The following is a 15,468-nucleotide window of genomic DNA, read 5'->3' as shown; positions in this document are numbered from 1 at the left end:
ACCGACTTTCCCACCGCGTCGCTCGGTTCGTCGCAAGCGCCGACCGACGCCGTGGAAAAGTCTCCCAGCGCCTCGAACACAAAAATCCGGACAGTCCCGCCCGAGTTGAAGTCAACCGTCATCAAGCCCCTCCTAAGATGCCGCAAACAGCAGAAAATTCGTCTCTGCCGCACCCGACTTCCTCTCTCTGCATGTCAACCACGCTCTTGAGCCATCTCCCAGACGCCGACGCCACGCCCCGAGCCTGTGACGAGCACTGGCCCTTGAGCCAAACCCAGCAAGACATTCTGCTGCGCCAGGAGTTGCTCGGCAGCGCCATCTACAACATCGGCCTGACCGTGAGCATCGACGGCACGCTCGATGTGCTCGTGTTGCAGCGCGCCATTCAGGAAGTCGCCGCCGCCGAACCCATGCTGCGCGCCCGCGTGGTCGAGACCTCTCAAGGAAACGCCGGGCCGCCCCAAGTTTCCTTGACCCCCTCGGGGGGCGGGCTGGGCGCAGCCTGGCCCTGGGGGCACTCCTCAGAAGGCCCGCGGTGGCAAATCACCTCGGCGCAGTCCTGGCGATTGCCCTACACCGACTTTTTCGCCGAGACCCACAACCCTGACCGCGCCGCCCAGCTCGCCGCGCAAGCCATCGAGGCGATCAAAACCGAACCTACGCCCCCGCAAGGCCCCCTCCTCTGGAAATCCGCCCTGTACCGCACCGCCGCGCAGCGCTACGCCTGGCTGCTGTGCTTCAACCACCTTCTGCTCGATGGCTATGGCGTCATGCGGGTCGGTCAGCGCATCGCTCAACGCTACAACGACCTGCTGGACAATCCCCTGAGCGCCCCGCCGCAGCCCGGACCCGACTACGCACGGTTCCTCGAAAGAGAGCAGGCCTACCTGCAGTCCGCCCGCTTCGAGCGAGACCATTCCTTCTGGCAGCAACGCATCGCAGGCGCCCAAGCGTTGGCCGCGGTTTCGGCCCCCGACCTTCAAACGCCACCCGAACCGCTGGTGCATCAGTGGCGCGTTAGCCCATCGACCTGGGCGCACTATCTGCAACAGGCGGCCGAACAGGGCCTGACCCCGGCGCAGGGCGTCCACTTTTTTTTGGCAACGTACATCGCGCGCGTGACCGGACAAGCCGATGTGCTCATCGGCATGCCGCTGCACAACCGCAAGGACGCCCTCGACAAACAGACCGTCGGTCTGTTTGCCAACACCCTGCCCCTGCGACTCAACACCGCCGACGACGACAGTCTGCCCAGCCTCATGCGCGCGCTGGCCGAAGACACCCGGCAGATCCTGCGCCATCAGCAATATCCGCTCGACCGCGCCCTGGCGCGACAGCCGCACCGGCAGGGCATCGCAGGCATGCCCTTCGACCTGATGGTGTCGTTCGAAGACTTCGATCCGCACGCCACGCTGGGAAACGCCCGCCTGTCCTTCGCCCCCTTCCGCGGACAACCCGGGTTTGCGCCGATCGCCGCCTATGTGCGCCAATACGGCGACTCCGAAAATCGGCCCATCGATCTGGTGATCGACCCCCGCGCCCCTGCCGTGCTGCGGCATACCGAATTTCTCAGCGCCCGCCTCGATCAGCACCTGGCCGAACTCATCGGCCATCCGCAACACCGTCTGCGCGATCTCGACCTGCTGTGCGCCCAAGAGCGCGCCGCACTGGCCGCGCTGAACCGCACCGCCCAGCCCCGCCCGGCGCCGCAGTGCATGCACCTGCTCGTCGCCGAACAGGCGCGCGCCACGCCGCAGGCGGTTGCGGTGCGCTTCGGCGACACCCAGCTGAGCTACGCCGAGCTAGAGCAGGCGGCCAACCGGCTGGCGCACACCCTGCGCGGTCTGGGGGTGCAACGCGACGTGCTCGTTCCCGTCATCATGGAACGCCGCGTCGAACTCGTCGTGGCCCTGCTCGCCGTGCTCAAGGCCGGCGGCGCCTACGTTCCGCTGGACGCCGACCTGCCTCCCGAGCGCCTGCAGCGCATCCTGCTCGATACCCAAGCCCGGGTCGTGCTCGCGCAGCCGTCGCTGCACGCTGCCGTGCGAGCGGCCGCGGCTTCGGAGACGCCGCAACTTCTCGATGCCGATCTGACGCCGCCCTACGGCGACGTTGACGCCCCCGTCACCGAAAGCACCCCCGACGACCTCGCCCTGGTCATCTTCACCTCGGGCTCCACCGGGCAACCCAAGGGCGTGATGATTCCGCACCGCGCCCTGTGCAACCATAAGCTGTGGAACGCCCGCGTGCTCCAGTTCGGAGCGCACGACCGGCTGCTGCAAAAATCCTCGCTGAGTTTCGACGCGTCGATCTCCGAATTTTTCATGCCCCTGATCTGCGGCGCGGCGGTTCACCTCGCCCCGCCCGGCCTGCAGCGCGATCTGCCCGCCCTGTTGCAAACCGTGCGCGAACAGGGCATCACCCACCTCACCCTCGCGCCCTCCACCGCCCGGGCGCTGGTGGACGACCCCCAGTTGCCCGCCTGCACCAGCCTGCGCTACGTTCAGTTCGGCGGCGAGCCGCTGGACGCCGCCCTTGCCGCGCGCTTTCAGTTGCTGCTGCCGCAGGCCACCCTGCTCAACTACTACGGCCCGAGCGAAACCACCGAAGACAGCACACTCTACGTCGTGGACGGCCCCATCACCCAGACGCGCGGCAACCTGCCCGTCGGGCGACCGATCGACAACACCCGCGCCTACGTGCTCGACGAGCAGTTGCGCCAAATGCCCTTCGATGTCACCGGCGAAATCTGCATCGCAGGTCTGGGCGTGGCCCGGGGCTACCTCGGCCAGCCCGAACTCACCGCCGAGCGCTTTTTGCCCGACCCCTTCTGCCCCGGTGAGCGCCTGTACCGCACCGGCGATCTAGGCTACTGGTCGGCCGACGGCCAACTGCACCTCGTCGGCCGCAATGACGAGCAGATCAAGATCCGCGGCTTTCGCATCGAAATCGGCGAAATCGAACGCCGCCTCGCCGCCCACCCCGCCGTGGCGCAAGCGGCGGTCGTTTCCTGGAAGCCGCGCGAAAACGATCCGCAACTGGCCGCCTATGTCGTCTGGCGCGAAGGCCAACAGCAGACCTCTCTGAGCACCCTGCAGCAGTCCCTACAGACCTTGCTGCCTCACCATGCAATGCCCTGCTCATGGCAGATTTTGACCGCCATGCCATTGGCTGCAAGCGGAAAAATTGACAAGCGGGCGTTGCCCACCCCGCAGTGTCTTTCTACCGCCCAGGCGCAGGCGCGGACATTACCGAATACTCCTACGGAAAAGACCCTGTGGGCTATCTGGAGTGAAGTGCTGCACACCGATGACTTTGGCGTGCATGATCACTTTTTCGACTTGGGTGGTCACTCGCTCACCCTCACCCAAGTGCGCTCTCGAATCCAAACCCAGTTCGGACTTGAACTGCCCCTGGCGCTTCTGTTCACTTACCTGAGCATCGACAAACTCGCTGCTTATCTGGATCAGCACGCCCTCCCAAATATCGTCACGGTCGGAGATTCGCCTGCTGAGGGCGCAGACAACTTAGGCTTCGAGACAGAGTCGCTTCGACAGCCACGTCTTGCACAAACAAGCACGCCAGAAATCAGTGCCGAAGAGTATTCCGCGATTGCATCAACGACGTCGCGCTCCGGCATGCGGCAACTTGTCTCGATCTCTTCCTCGGGCGACTGCGAGTCTGGCTATTTGCCGACTTCGTTATCTCAACGTCGTATGTGGGTCATTCAGCAGTTTCATCCGGATTCGGTCGCCTACAACATCACCGCGCCGTTGCGGCTACGAGGAACTCTTGATCTGTCTTTGTTTAGACAGACCCTCGATCTTCTGATCGCGCGCCATGAAGGGTTGCGCACCCAGTTCGCCCTGCGAAATCAGGAGCCCGCGCAAATCATTCTTCCTGCGTCACCTGCGAGTCTGGAATTCATCGACCTGCGAGGGATAGACGAATCCGATCGTGAGCAAACCGCCAGACAGATAGCGCAAGCGTTTGCTGCCCAGCCTTTTGATCTTGCCACTGCACCGCTTTTCCGCGTTGCTCTCCTGCGAACGCGGGAAAACGAGCATGTGCTGCTCTGGATCCTGCACCACACCATCTCCGACAACTGGGCGATATCTGTGCTGACACGAGACGCTCTCAAGATTTACTCCCGGCTGCATCAAGGCCAGACCGATCCGTCCAAGATGGGCCTGCCAGAACTGACGACTCAGTATTCTGATTACGCAATCGAGCAACGCAGCCCGCGCGCCGCTGAGGCACGTCAGGCTCACATGGCTTACTGGGTGGAACGGCTGCAGGGCTTAACTGATCTTCTTTTGCCAACCGATTTTCCGCGCCCATCCGAACCAAGTTTCAGGGGGCGCACGCTACATGCGCAGTTGTCCGAGTCTTTGATTCAGGCGCTACGACACATCGGCGTGTCCCACGGCGCTACCCCTTTCATGCTGCTGCTGGCCAGCTTCAACGTGCTGCTTGCGCGCCTGAGCCGCAGCACCGACATCGCCGTCGGCACGCCCATCGCCAACCGCCACCATGCCGCGACCGAGCAGCTTGTGGGCACCCTGGTCAACACCCTGGTGATGCGCAATACCGTCGAGCCGCAAGCCACCTTCGACCAGCTAGTCCAGCAAGTGCGCGACACCGCGCTCACGGCTTACGCTCACCAGGACGCCCCGTTCGACGAGCTGGTCGAACGGCTCGAAGCCCAACGTGCAGACCAGCCACAGGGCTTGGTACGGGTGCTGTTCAACGTGCTTAATGCGCCCATCGGCCAACTGGCAAACGTACCGTTCACTTACGAAGTTTTCGACTTCGATAGGGTTTCCGCGCAGTTCGACCTGTCCATCCACGTCGATACCGAATTCAGCCGTCACATCCAGCTCGAATACTCCACCGATCTGTTCAGCTTGGATACCGCGCAGCGCCTGCTCGACAGCTATGTTTTCCTCACCGAGCAACTGCTGGCGCAACCCGCTCTGCCCGTGTCGAGTCATGCCCTGGTCACGCCCGCCCAGCGTGCCGTGCTCGATCAGTGGAACGCCACGCCGCAGCCGCTGACCGCGCCGCTCACCCTGCCCGCCGCGCTGCAGCTCGACGCGCCTGACCGCCGCAGCCGCCTCGCCCTCACCGACGCGCTGGGCCATACGCTGCGCTACGGCGAACTTCACGCCCGCGCGCTGGGCATCGCCCACCATCTGCGCCAGATGGGCGTGGGACGCGGCGACCGCGTCGGGCTGTGCCTGCACCGTCACGCCGACATGCTCGCCGCGCTGCTGGGCGTGCTGCAGTCTGGCGCCGCCTATGTCCCGCTCGACCCCGGCTTTCCGCCCGAGCGCCTGCATTACATGGCCACCGATGCTCAGCTGCGCTGCCTGCTCACCCAGACCGCCCTGCTGCCGCTATTGGCCAATGCCGACGTGCCGCAACTCGCGCTCGACAGCGCGCCGCTAGCCGGACTTCGCCGCGACGCCCCCCTCCCGCCCGACCCCGCCCGCGACGCCCGCCCCGACGACCCGGCCTACCTGATCTACACCTCAGGCTCCACCGGGCGGCCCAAGGGGGTGGAGGTGCCGCACCGCGCCGTGGTGAATTTTCTGCGCAGCATGGCGCGCGAACCCGGGCTGCAAAGCGACGACGTCCTGCTCGCCGTGACCACGCTCTCGTTCGACATCGCCGTGCTCGAACTGCTGTTGCCGCTGACCGTGGGCCGCCCAGTCGCGCGATCCCTTTGCCCTACGCGACCTGTTGCAAACCAGCCAGGCCACGGTGCTGCAGGCCACGCCCTCGACCTGGCGCATGCTGCTCGACGTCGGCTGGCCCGGCAACCCCGAGCCCTCCCGTCCCCCCAGACTTCGCGCCTTCATCGGCGGCGAAGCCCTGCCCGCCGATCTGGCGCCGCGTCTGCTCGCCGCCTGCGCCGAAGTATGGAACCTGTACGGCCCGACCGAAACCACCGTCTGGTCCACCTGCTGGCGGGTGCAGCCGGGGCAGCCCATCGTGATCGGCCGCCCCATCGCCAACACCCAGGTCTGGATACTCGATCCGCAGGGCCAGCTCTGCCCCATCGGCACGCCGGGCGAAATCCACATCGGCGGCGCCGGCGTTTCGCTGGGCTATTTTCAGCGGCCCGAACTCACCGCCGAGCGCTTCATCCCCGACCCTTTCAGCGTCGATCCCCAGGCCCGTCTCATGAGAAAACGCTGGGCCGCCCCAAGTTTTCTTGTCCACCTCGCGGCTTGCAAGCCGCTCGGATTCGGCTCCGTCCATGCTGCCACAGGGCAGCTTGGGGCCGCGGGCCTCATCCCCCTCGGGGGGCCTGACGCGAACGCGGCAGGTCTGGGGGCGCTCTATAAAACCGGCGATCTCGGCTGCTGGCGGCACGACGGCCAGCTCGAACACCTAGGCCGTCTTGATCACCAGGTGAAAATTCGTGGCTTTCGCATCGAGCTGGGCGAGATAGAAGCCGCGCTGCGCGAGCAAGCCGGCGTGGCCACCTGCGTGCTCACCACTTACGCCCCCACCCCGGAAGACGTGCGCCTCGTAGCCTACCTCGTGGCGAAACCGGGCGCCGCGCCCAATCCGGCCGATCTGCGCCAGGCCCTGCGCGCGCGCCTGCCCGACTACATGGTGCCGCAGCACCTCGTGCCACTCGACGCTTTGCCCCTGCTGCCCAACGGCAAGCTCGACCGCGCCGCACTACCCGCACCCCAAACCGCCGCCCCGGCGGCGCACACGCGCCAGGCCGCGCGCCTGCCGTCCACGCCGCAAGAGCAGCAAATCGCCGCCATCTGGCGCGAGCTGCTCGGCGTCGAGCGGGTGCAGCTCACCGACAACTTCTTCGATCTGGGCGGACATTCCCTGCTGGCCATGCGCGCCGTCATCGCCATCGAGCAGCAGCTCGGCTGGCGCATCGCCCCGCGTCGGCTGATTTTCGAAAGCCTGGGGCAGCTCGCCCGCCCTAGCGCTGCTGAACCTCACACCGTCTGAGCCCGGCGCCCGCCATGCCCGCTGTGCCCGTCTGCGACGCCCTCGGCCAGCCGATTGCCGCAGCCGACGCCCAGGCGCGCATCGCCAGCCTGGTTCCCAGCCTGACCGAAACCCTGTTCGCCCTCGGGCTGCGGCAGCACCTCGTGGCCCGCACCGGGTTCTGCGTACATCCCCGCGCCGAGGTGCGCGCCATTCCCAAGGTCGGCGGCACCAAAGACGTTCACCTCGACGCCCTGCGCGCGCTGCAGCCCACCCATGTGCTGGTCAACATCGACGAAAACACCCGCGAAACCGTGGACGCGCTGCGCACCTTCGTGCCCCACATCATCGTCACCCATCCGCAAGCCCCGCAAGACAATCTGAGCCTGTTCGACCAGCTCGGCGCGGCCTTCGGCAGCCTGCCCGGCGTGACCGAGCGCGTCGCCGCCCTGCGCCAGCAGTTGCAAGCCGTACTGGAGGAGGTGCAAACCCGCCCCGGCGCGCCGCGCAAGGTGCTCTACCTCATCTGGCGCGATCCGTGGATGACCGTGGCGCGCGATACCTACATCAGCCAAAGCCTCGCCGCCGTGCGCTGGCACACCCTGCCCGAGGTGCTGGGCGGGGATGGCCTGCATCAGCCCGGCCGCACCCGCTATCCGGTGTTCGACTGGTCGGCAGACTGGTTCGGCGCGGTGGACGAGGTGCTGCTGTCCAGCGAGCCCTATCGCTTCGGCGCCCGGCATGCGGCCGAAGTGCGCAGCCTGCTCGCCGCGCGCGGCTTGCACCCGACCGTGCGCTGCATCCCCGGCGAATGGGCCAGCTGGTACGGCGTGCGCGCCATCGACGGCCTCAGGCAACTCGCCGCACTGGCGCGCTGAAGCCGCTGGCCTCAGCGCCCAAGCGGGGCTACAGTCCAGCCATTCCATTTTCTTTATGTTTCCATCATGCCGCGCATCGCCTATTTGCCGCAACACCACGCCGAGCCCGAAGAACTGGTAGCCGCCATACGCCAGCGACGCGGCGGAGAACTGCTCAACCTCGACCGCATGCTGCTGCACAGCCCCGCATTCGCGCGCGGCTGGAATGGCCTGCTGGGCGCGGTGCGCGGCGAGCTGGAGCTCGAAGCCGATTTGCGCGAACTCGCCATTTGCGTCGTGGCGCGACTCAATGGGGCCGAGTATGAATTCATGCATCACGCCCCGCTGTTTCTGGCCGCCGGCGGCTGCGCCGAGCAGCTTGCGTTGCTGCACGACATCCCTGCGGCGGCGGAAAACCGGCTGGCGTTTTCCCCCCGCGAGCGCGCGGTGCTGGCGCTCACCTACGACATGACCCGACGAGTGCGGGTGAGCGAAGCGCATTTCGCCGCCGTCCGCGCCTTGCTGTCGCCCAAGCAAGTGGTCGAGCTCGTCGGCGTGGTCGCCACGTACAACATGGTGTCGCGGTTCCTGGTGGCGCTCGACGTGGGCATAGAAGACCGCTCAGAGTCGGACGCGGCGCACTGAAGCAAAAAAGGGGACGGCATGAGCGCATTTTGGCCGCTGTTTGCGCAACAGGCGCTGCACTACCGCACCTTCACCCTGATCGTGATCGGCCTCGTGCTCGGAGCGCTGGCCTTGCTCATCACCAAACGCGCGCGGCATGATCTGCGGGTGGCGCAAGTGCTGCTGCGCTGGTTTTTGCTGTGCGCCGTCGGCGTGGGTTTTCTGGGCGTGAGTCTGCAACATCTGCTGCCGCACGCGGCCCCAGACCCGGCCGGTTTTCAGATCGGCCTGGCCGCCGCAGGGTTTGCCGCGGTAGGCGTGGCCAGCGCCTGGGGCGGCATCGGCATGCGGCTGGCCGCGCTGCTCGGGCCCACGGTCTGGATCGTCGGTGCACTGCTGGGCACACCGGCGGGCGCGGTCAGCGTGTTCCGGCCCGGTGATCTGCTCCTGCCGGTAGTCGGCTTTGCCCTGCTGGTCTGGCAGTTCCGTGCGCAGCGACACCGCAGCGTATTTGCCCGTTCGCGGCTTTGATCAATACCCCCCCGAAAGCTTCGCTGCGCTCGGCTCTCCCCCCAAAGGGGGCAAGAACCCCTTGGGGCGGCCCGGCGGGGTTCTCTGACCAGCACCCCCCGAAAGCCTCGCTGCGCTCGGCTCTCCCCCCAGGGGGGCGAGAACCCCTTGGGGCGGCCCGGCGGGGTTCTCTGAACCTCTGGGTTGAAAACCGTCTGGCCTTGCCGCATATTCACGGTATTGCTATTTGGAACAACCGCCATGCTCATCGTCTGCCCCCACTGCGCCACGCTCAACCGCGTTCCCGACGACCGCCTGAAGGACGCCCCGGTCTGCGGGCAATGCGGTCAGGAAATCCTCCCGGCCGCCCCCGTCACCCTGACCGATGCCAACTTCGAGCGCTTCATCGCCAAAAGCGAGCTGCCCGTGCTGGTGGACTTCTGGGCGGAATGGTGTGGCCCGTGCAAGATGATGGCGCCGCAGTTCGCCCAGGCGGCCATCCAGCTTCAAGGCCGGGCGGTGCTGGCCAAGGTGGACACCGACGCCAATCCGCAGGTGTCGGTGCGCAGCCGCATTCGCAGCATTCCCACCCTGGCGCTTTACCGCGGCGGGCAGGAAGTCAAACGCCAGTCCGGCGTCATGCCGGCGCAAGAACTGGTGCGCTGGGTGGGCGCATAAGTCGGCGCATAAGTCGCGCCCCTCCGAATCGGCTTGCGACTCAACGCGACGCTTTGCCGGTCGCTTTGCTTGCTGCCTTGAATGCCGCTTTGCCGCGTTTGGCCGCAGGCGGTGCGGGCCGGGCGGGCGTTTTGCGGGCCACACGGCCCACAGTCTTTGCAGCCGGTTTTTTCGCTGCCGCTTTCTTCGCCCCAGGTTTAGGTGAGCTCACCGGCGCGGCCGAACCCGCAGGCGTTGCCCCGTTCTCCTGCAACGCTTGGCTCGCCAACTCGGTGAACTGCTGGGTCATCGCGTTCCACCACTGCATCGGGTCGAACAGCGGCGATGCACCCGCCGCGGCCTGCGGCGGCGGCTCGGCGGACTTAGCCGGCTCGGCTTGCGGCGCTTCCGTGGGCTGCACGGCGGCGGGCGCCGGTGGCGGCTCGGCCACCATGCCCTTGGCAAAGTCCTGCATATCCACATTCATGGTCTTGAGCGCCCGCAAGGTCATGCGCTGCACCTCCAGTGCCTGAATCATGTTTTGCGTCATGCGAGCATTGGTTTCCAGCCAGCTCAGCACGGCCTTGAGGTCAGTGATCTTCTGCTCGATCTCTTCCACATCGAGGGTCGGCGCCACCCAGTTGGCAAACTGCGAAGGCATGCCCGCGCCTTTGAGCAGGGTCTGAAAAAACTCCATGCCGGGAATGAAATCCTTGAACTCGGGAATTTGCGCCATGACGGCCTCCTCATGCGTTGTGCGGGGGATGGGTGCAGCATACGCGCGGCGCGGCCAAGCGAGAACCCGCATCCGCCCCGCGAGCACTCCCAAGCGAACGGCAAAATAGCAGGCATGTTTCCCCGCCCAAGCCACTTCGCCGCACGCCGTTGGCTCGCCACGAGGCCCTGGCCATGACGACCGATCGGCGTACCCGCGGGCGGCCGGGCTGGCGCACTATCGCGCTGCTCGCGCTGGGGGTGGTCGCCCTGCATCTGGCCGCGCTCGATTGGCTCGGCACCGCTTTCCGCCCACTGGCCGCTGGCAAACTGCCCGAGCCGATCTACACCCAGCTTCTCAAACCCACGCCCCCCGTCGTCACTGCGCCACGCCCTGCGCCCGCGTCGCCGCCCAAGCCCGCCAAGGCGAAACGGCCACCGGCGCTACAGCCTGCGCCCAAGCCCGCTCCCGAGCCCGCAGCCGAAACCGTCGCCTCCCCCGCGCAGGCACCTCCGGCTCCGGTGCAGGCCCTCAGCGCGCCACCGCCGCCCACATCGGCGCCGCTTCTGGCCGCCGCGACCAGCCTGGGTGACCTGGCGCCAGCAGACCAAGTCAGCCAGCCCGCGCGTCCCATCCCCACCGAATCCAGCCCGGCCCCCACGGCCAGTGCACCGGCCTCAGGCGCGGCCCCGCGTCCCTGGCCACCCTCCACCCGGCTGTCCTACACCATCACCGGCTACTGGCGCGGCCACCTGCACGGCAGCGGTGCATTGGTCTGGACGGTCGATGGCGACCACTACGAGGCCCGCCTCTCCGGCAGCGCGCTGATCGGCTTTTCCTACCGCAGCACCGGCCGCATCGAAGGCGACTGGCTCGCGCCCTCGGAGTACACCGAGCGCGTGTTCACCCGCGAGAAATCCGTGCGTTTCGACCGCGGCGACAACACCCTGCACTTCAGCGCCACCCCTAGCGTGCTGCCCCTGCCGCCCCATGCGCAAGACAGCGCCAGCCTGTTTCTGCAACTCGCCAACCGCCTCAGCGTCGCTCCCGACGACTTCCACCCCGGCGCCACGCTCAGCTTCGCCGTGGCCCGACCCAGCGGCATGGCGGACTGGGCCTTCACCATCGCCGGCATGGATATCGTGGATACCCCGATCGGATCACTGCCCTGCTGGCATATCGTGCGGCAGGCCACGCAGGCCAACGAACTCGGCGCACAAATCTGGCTGTCGCCGCAGCTGCAAAACCTGCCCGTGCAAATCCGCCTGCAACATTCCGCTGATAGCTATCTGCTTTTCACTCTCGACCACGCCGAACAAGCTGGCACAGCGGCCCCAGCATCGGCCAAGCCATGAAAAACGCCGCGCAGAGCGCGGCGTGTGCGGCGGGGAAAAGAGAACGACTCAATGCGGCGGCAACACCGGAATCATCCAGGTCAGCACATGCTGCTGCAGATACACCAGGATGCCCAGCAGCAAGGTGAGAAACACGCTGTGCTTGAAGGTGCGGGCGAACACCACGCCCTCCTTGCCCTTGAGCGCCGTAGTCGAAACGCCCGTGGCGATGTTCTGCGGCGAAATCATCTTGCCCATCACCCCGCCGGACGAATTGGTCGCCGCCATCAGCACGGGATCGAAGCCCAGCTGCCGCGCGGCAACCACCTGCAGATTGCCGAACAGCGCATTGCCCGATGTGTCGCTGCCCGACAGGAACACCGCCACCCAGCCGAGAAAGGCCGATACCAGCGGAAATAGCGCGCCGACACCGGCTACTCCCAGCCCAAGCGTGTAACTCATGCCGGAATAGTTAAGCAAAAAGGCCAGACCGACGATCATGCACACCGTGAGCACCGCAATCCGCACCTGCACCCAGGCATCGCGCATCGCCGCAAAAAACTCCCCCACCGGCAGCCGCACCAGCACCGCCGTGATCACCGCAGACAACAAAATGGCCGTGCCCGTGCCCAAAGGCTGGAAGTCCCATAAGGCCACGTACGGCTTGTTGTAAAGCGTGATGAACACCTGTTTGTCCAGGCCCGGCCAGAGCACCTTGATCTCGCCAAACGCAAAAATCTTGGCATAGACCCAGAAAATCACCACCACGGTAATGACCACCCAGGGCAGCCAGCCGCCATAGCCCACGCGCGCTTCATTCGGCGCGCGCACCGGGCGGGCAATGGCGAATTCCGGGTCAGGGGCCGGGCTCCAGATTTTGAGAAAACCAACCGTCAGAATCAGCGAGAACATCGAAGCCAGCACATCGGTCAGCTGATAACTGATGAAGTTCGATGAGACGAACTGCGCCAGCGCAAAGCTGCCGCCGGCCACTAGCAAAGCGGGCCACAAGGCGCGGATCGACCGCAGCCCTCCGTAAATCGCAATGACATAAAACGGCAACAGAAAGGCAAAAAACGGCAACTGTCGCCCCACCATCGCCGCCAGCGGCTCTGATGGCATGCTCGTTACCGCGCCCAACACCGTCAGCGGCACGCCCAACGCGCCAAACGCCACCGGCGCCGTGTTGAAAATCAGGGTGAAGGTCAGCGCCTCCAGCGCCGGGAAGCCCAGGCCGATGAGCAAGGCACTGGTAATCGCCACCGGGGTGCCAAAGCCCGCTATCCCTTCGAGCAGACAACCGAAGGAAAACGCCACTACCAGCAACACCAGCCGACGGTCGTTGGGCAGATGCTCCAGCATCCACAGGCGAAACATTTCAAACCGGCCCGACTTGACCGCCACGTTGTAGAGCACCAACGCGCCATACACGATCCACATCACCGGCAGCAAGGCAAACACCACGCCGAGCGCCACGGCATTGAACGCGAGCCCCAGCGGCAACTGCCAAACGCCAACAGCAATGATCAGTCCCGCGACCAAGCCCACCGCAGACGCCTGCCATGCCGGTCGCCGCAGCACACCCAGCATCAACAGCACGATGGCAATCGGAATGGCCGCCACCAAAAACGAGGGCAGCAAAGCGCCGCCCACCGGGGTCAGAATTTGATGAAACATGCTTGTCTCCCGCCCGATGGCTCGCTGTGCGCGCTCCGGGCCTATCAATGTGCGATGTGAACAGTGAAATCCCCGCACACGCCAGTAATCCGTCCGTTGCGAAGTCTGGTTTGTGCAGCGCCGCAAGCCTATGAGCGCTCTGCAAGGCGAGCAAGCGAATCGCGGTAATTCTTACGTCTTGTTGCAGGTGAGCGATGACAGTCAACACAGATTTGCGATGCGCACTGGCAATCCTCCGCGCAGACCCGGATGGACAAACCGGCGGTCAACGCAAGCCCATCGCCGGGCGTTGTGCATTTAACAAAGTTGCGCGTTTTTGTCGGGCTTGTTTTTTGCTTCGATGTCCACATCTCCTCATCAACCAGCGGAGAACCACCATGCAAACCATGATCTATGACTCAGACGCCTTTTGTGTCCTGCAGCTCGACTGGTCGGGCGCGCAGGAGTCTCGAACTGACCACGAAACCGACCTCTCTCGCGGCGGGTATGAAATCGTCGACAAATTCGCCCGCAAGGAAATTTTTCTGGGCGGCCGCGCAGCCGAAGGGTTTCGCGCCAGCGTGCAACAGCTCATCGCCCAAGAGCCCAGCAGCGAAGAAATCGACGATTTTCTCGACCGCTATTCCGCCCTCTCGCGGCAGTCTTTGCATGCGCATTGAATGAGCGCCCCAGGCGGGGTTCAGCCCGGGGCCACCGCCACGGCATAAGGTCGGGCGTGAGTTTCGCGCGCCAGCAGCACGCACAGCACCGACAAGGCAATCCAGGCCAGCAGCACACCATTGGCCGCCTGAAATGCCGTGCCGTCATACAGCCGCGCACCGCCCGCCTGCTGCCCCGTCCAGAACCGATCGAGCACCCAGCCCAGCAAAGGCAACTGCACCAGCGCGCCCACCATCACCCCCGTGTTGTGCACGCCCGATGCCGTACCCGCCAGCCGCTGCGGCACTGATTCCTTGGCCCAGGCGAAACCCACCACCATGCCGCCTGAACCCACCGAACTCAGCAGCAACGCCAGCAACAACAAGCTCCAGGGCGCCTGCGGCCAGGCCACCAGCAGGCCAAAGCCCGCCAGCATCATCACCCCGCCGAGCAGATAGGGCAATTTGCGCCGACGCAGCCGGTCGGAAACCCGCCCCCACAGCACCCCGCCCACCGAAAACGCCACCAGCATCGACGCCACCACCCACGAAGCCCGCCCTGCCGACATCTGCCGCTGCTGCACCAGAAACGGCATCCCCCAAAGCGTGGTGAAGGTCAAAAACGCACCGCAAACCCCGCCGGGCGCGATGAACAGCAAAGCCGTGTTGCGATAGCGCCAGACTTCGCCCAGACCCCGTCCGACCTCGCCCAGCGTCTGCGCCTTGCGCGCGGGCAGATAGCCGTCGAACCCCATGTCCTCCGGCCGGTTGCGAATGCGCAGCAAGGCCAGCAGCGACAGACCCAGGCACAGCACGCCCACCGCGCCGAGCACCCAACGCCAGCCGAAACTGTGCGACAAAATCAACAAAGGTGCTTGCGCCAACACCGCGCCCAGCGTGCCCAGGGCAAGCGACAACCCCGACATGGTGCCGAACACCCGCGGTGCAAACCACGCGGCGGAAAGCTCCAGCAACGACACCCAGGCCACGCCATGCCCCAGGCCGATCAGGGCCCGTGCCACGGCCGCCGACTCAAAGCTGCCCGCCACCGCAAACAGCAGCGCGCCGACCCCGGTCACCGCCTGCCCGACCACGATGAGAATTTTCGGGCCGAAACGGTCGTTGGCGATGCCCGTCGGAATTTGCGAGGCCGCGTAAAAGTAGAAGTAGAACGACGCCAGATTGCCCAACTGCGCGGCGTTCAGATGGAAGTCGCGCATCAAATCGACATTGAGCACGCCCGGCGTGACCCGCAGGAAAAACCCCACCATATAAGCCGCCGCCGCGATCCCCCACAGCAGCAAGGCCAGACGAACAGGAGGATGACGGAGCATGTGTGGCATCGGCTTGCTTGCTGCAACGGTGGGCAAAGCAGAGCAGCTTACCCAATTCGGCCCGCATCCGCTCGCTCACAGAGGTGAAGCATCTCAAACCCCCGCTGGCCACCCCAAACTGCTCCACTTATGGCCGGTCAAACTGCCCCAGGCAGG

General features: G+C 65.6%; 10 protein-coding genes and 2 pseudogenes. 9 read left to right on the top strand and 3 right to left on the bottom strand.

Features of this window, described 5'->3' with window-relative positions:
• Window positions 1–137: 137 nt before the first annotated feature.
• The 7 genes and pseudogenes from ABT24_RS14580 to trxC form a co-directional block, all read left to right on the top strand.
• Window positions 138–5,651, top strand: a pseudogene (locus ABT24_RS14580) (amino acid adenylation domain-containing protein); the annotation flags it as partial.
• A 115-nt stretch (window positions 5,652–5,766) separates the two neighbouring features.
• A pseudogene (locus ABT24_RS14575) lies at window positions 5,767–6,060 on the top strand (AMP-binding protein); the annotation flags it as partial.
• Between the two features lie 360 nt (window positions 6,061–6,420).
• Complete coding sequence (locus tag ABT24_RS14570) at window positions 6,421–6,987, top strand: phosphopantetheine-binding protein (RefSeq protein ID WP_286738143.1); 567 nt, start codon at window positions 6,421–6,423, stop codon at window positions 6,985–6,987.
• Between the two features lie 14 nt (window positions 6,988–7,001).
• Entirely contained in the window at window positions 7,002–7,844 is an 843-nt protein-coding gene (locus ABT24_RS14565) for a helical backbone metal receptor (RefSeq protein WP_286738141.1), read from the top strand.
• A 66-nt stretch (window positions 7,845–7,910) separates the two neighbouring features.
• Window positions 7,911–8,468 carry a carboxymuconolactone decarboxylase family protein gene (locus ABT24_RS14560; RefSeq protein WP_276733015.1) on the top strand — a complete coding sequence of 186 codons (558 nt, stop codon included), beginning with the start codon at window positions 7,911–7,913 and terminating at the stop codon, window positions 8,466–8,468.
• Between the two features lie 18 nt (window positions 8,469–8,486).
• Window positions 8,487–8,978 carry a DUF6790 family protein gene (locus ABT24_RS14555; RefSeq protein ID WP_276733012.1) on the top strand — a complete coding sequence of 164 codons (492 nt, stop codon included), beginning with the start codon at window positions 8,487–8,489 and terminating at the stop codon, window positions 8,976–8,978.
• A gap of 240 nt (window positions 8,979–9,218) precedes the next feature.
• Window positions 9,219–9,635, top strand: a complete 417-nt coding sequence (trxC, locus tag ABT24_RS14550) for a thioredoxin TrxC (protein WP_013124577.1) — start codon at window positions 9,219–9,221, stop codon at window positions 9,633–9,635.
• A gap of 40 nt (window positions 9,636–9,675) precedes the next feature.
• Here the strand turns inward: trxC and ABT24_RS14545 are convergent, their stop codons facing one another.
• Window positions 9,676–10,350 carry a PhaM family polyhydroxyalkanoate granule multifunctional regulatory protein gene (locus ABT24_RS14545; protein WP_276733008.1) on the bottom strand — a complete coding sequence of 225 codons (675 nt, stop codon included), beginning with the start codon at window positions 10,348–10,350 and terminating at the stop codon, window positions 9,676–9,678.
• A 173-nt stretch (window positions 10,351–10,523) separates the two neighbouring features.
• Here ABT24_RS14545 and ABT24_RS14540 point away from each other — a divergent pair, with 173 nt between their 5' ends.
• Window positions 10,524–11,684 (top strand): DUF3108 domain-containing protein, encoded by a 1,161-nt coding sequence (locus tag ABT24_RS14540; protein WP_276733004.1) that lies wholly within the window; start codon window positions 10,524–10,526, stop codon window positions 11,682–11,684.
• Between the two features lie 48 nt (window positions 11,685–11,732).
• On the opposite strand, the gene ABT24_RS14535 is transcribed toward ABT24_RS14540, so the two are convergent.
• Window positions 11,733–13,340 (bottom strand): L-lactate permease, encoded by a 1,608-nt coding sequence (locus ABT24_RS14535; protein ID WP_276709662.1) that lies wholly within the window; start codon window positions 13,338–13,340, stop codon window positions 11,733–11,735.
• Between the two features lie 377 nt (window positions 13,341–13,717).
• On the opposite strand from ABT24_RS14535, the gene ABT24_RS14530 reads away from it, so the two are divergent.
• Window positions 13,718–13,999, top strand: coding sequence for a BTH_I0359 family protein (locus tag ABT24_RS14530; protein ID WP_156053828.1), 282 nt, complete (start codon window positions 13,718–13,720; stop codon window positions 13,997–13,999).
• 20 nt (window positions 14,000–14,019) lie between these two features.
• Here the strand turns inward: ABT24_RS14530 and ABT24_RS14525 are convergent, their stop codons facing one another.
• The gene (locus tag ABT24_RS14525) at window positions 14,020–15,312 is read right to left on the bottom strand and encodes an MFS transporter (protein WP_276733000.1); all 1,293 of its coding nucleotides are present in this window, start codon (window positions 15,310–15,312) and stop codon (window positions 14,020–14,022) included.
• Window positions 15,313–15,468: the final 156 nt, after the last annotated feature.

This window comes from Thiomonas sp. SCN 64-16 (assembly GCF_001725585.1).
Classification (GTDB): Bacteria; Pseudomonadota; Gammaproteobacteria; order Burkholderiales; family Burkholderiaceae_C; genus Thiomonas; species Thiomonas arsenitoxydans.
Note: the sequence above shows the minus strand (reverse complement) of the source record. Positions and strands in the feature narration are given on the sequence as shown.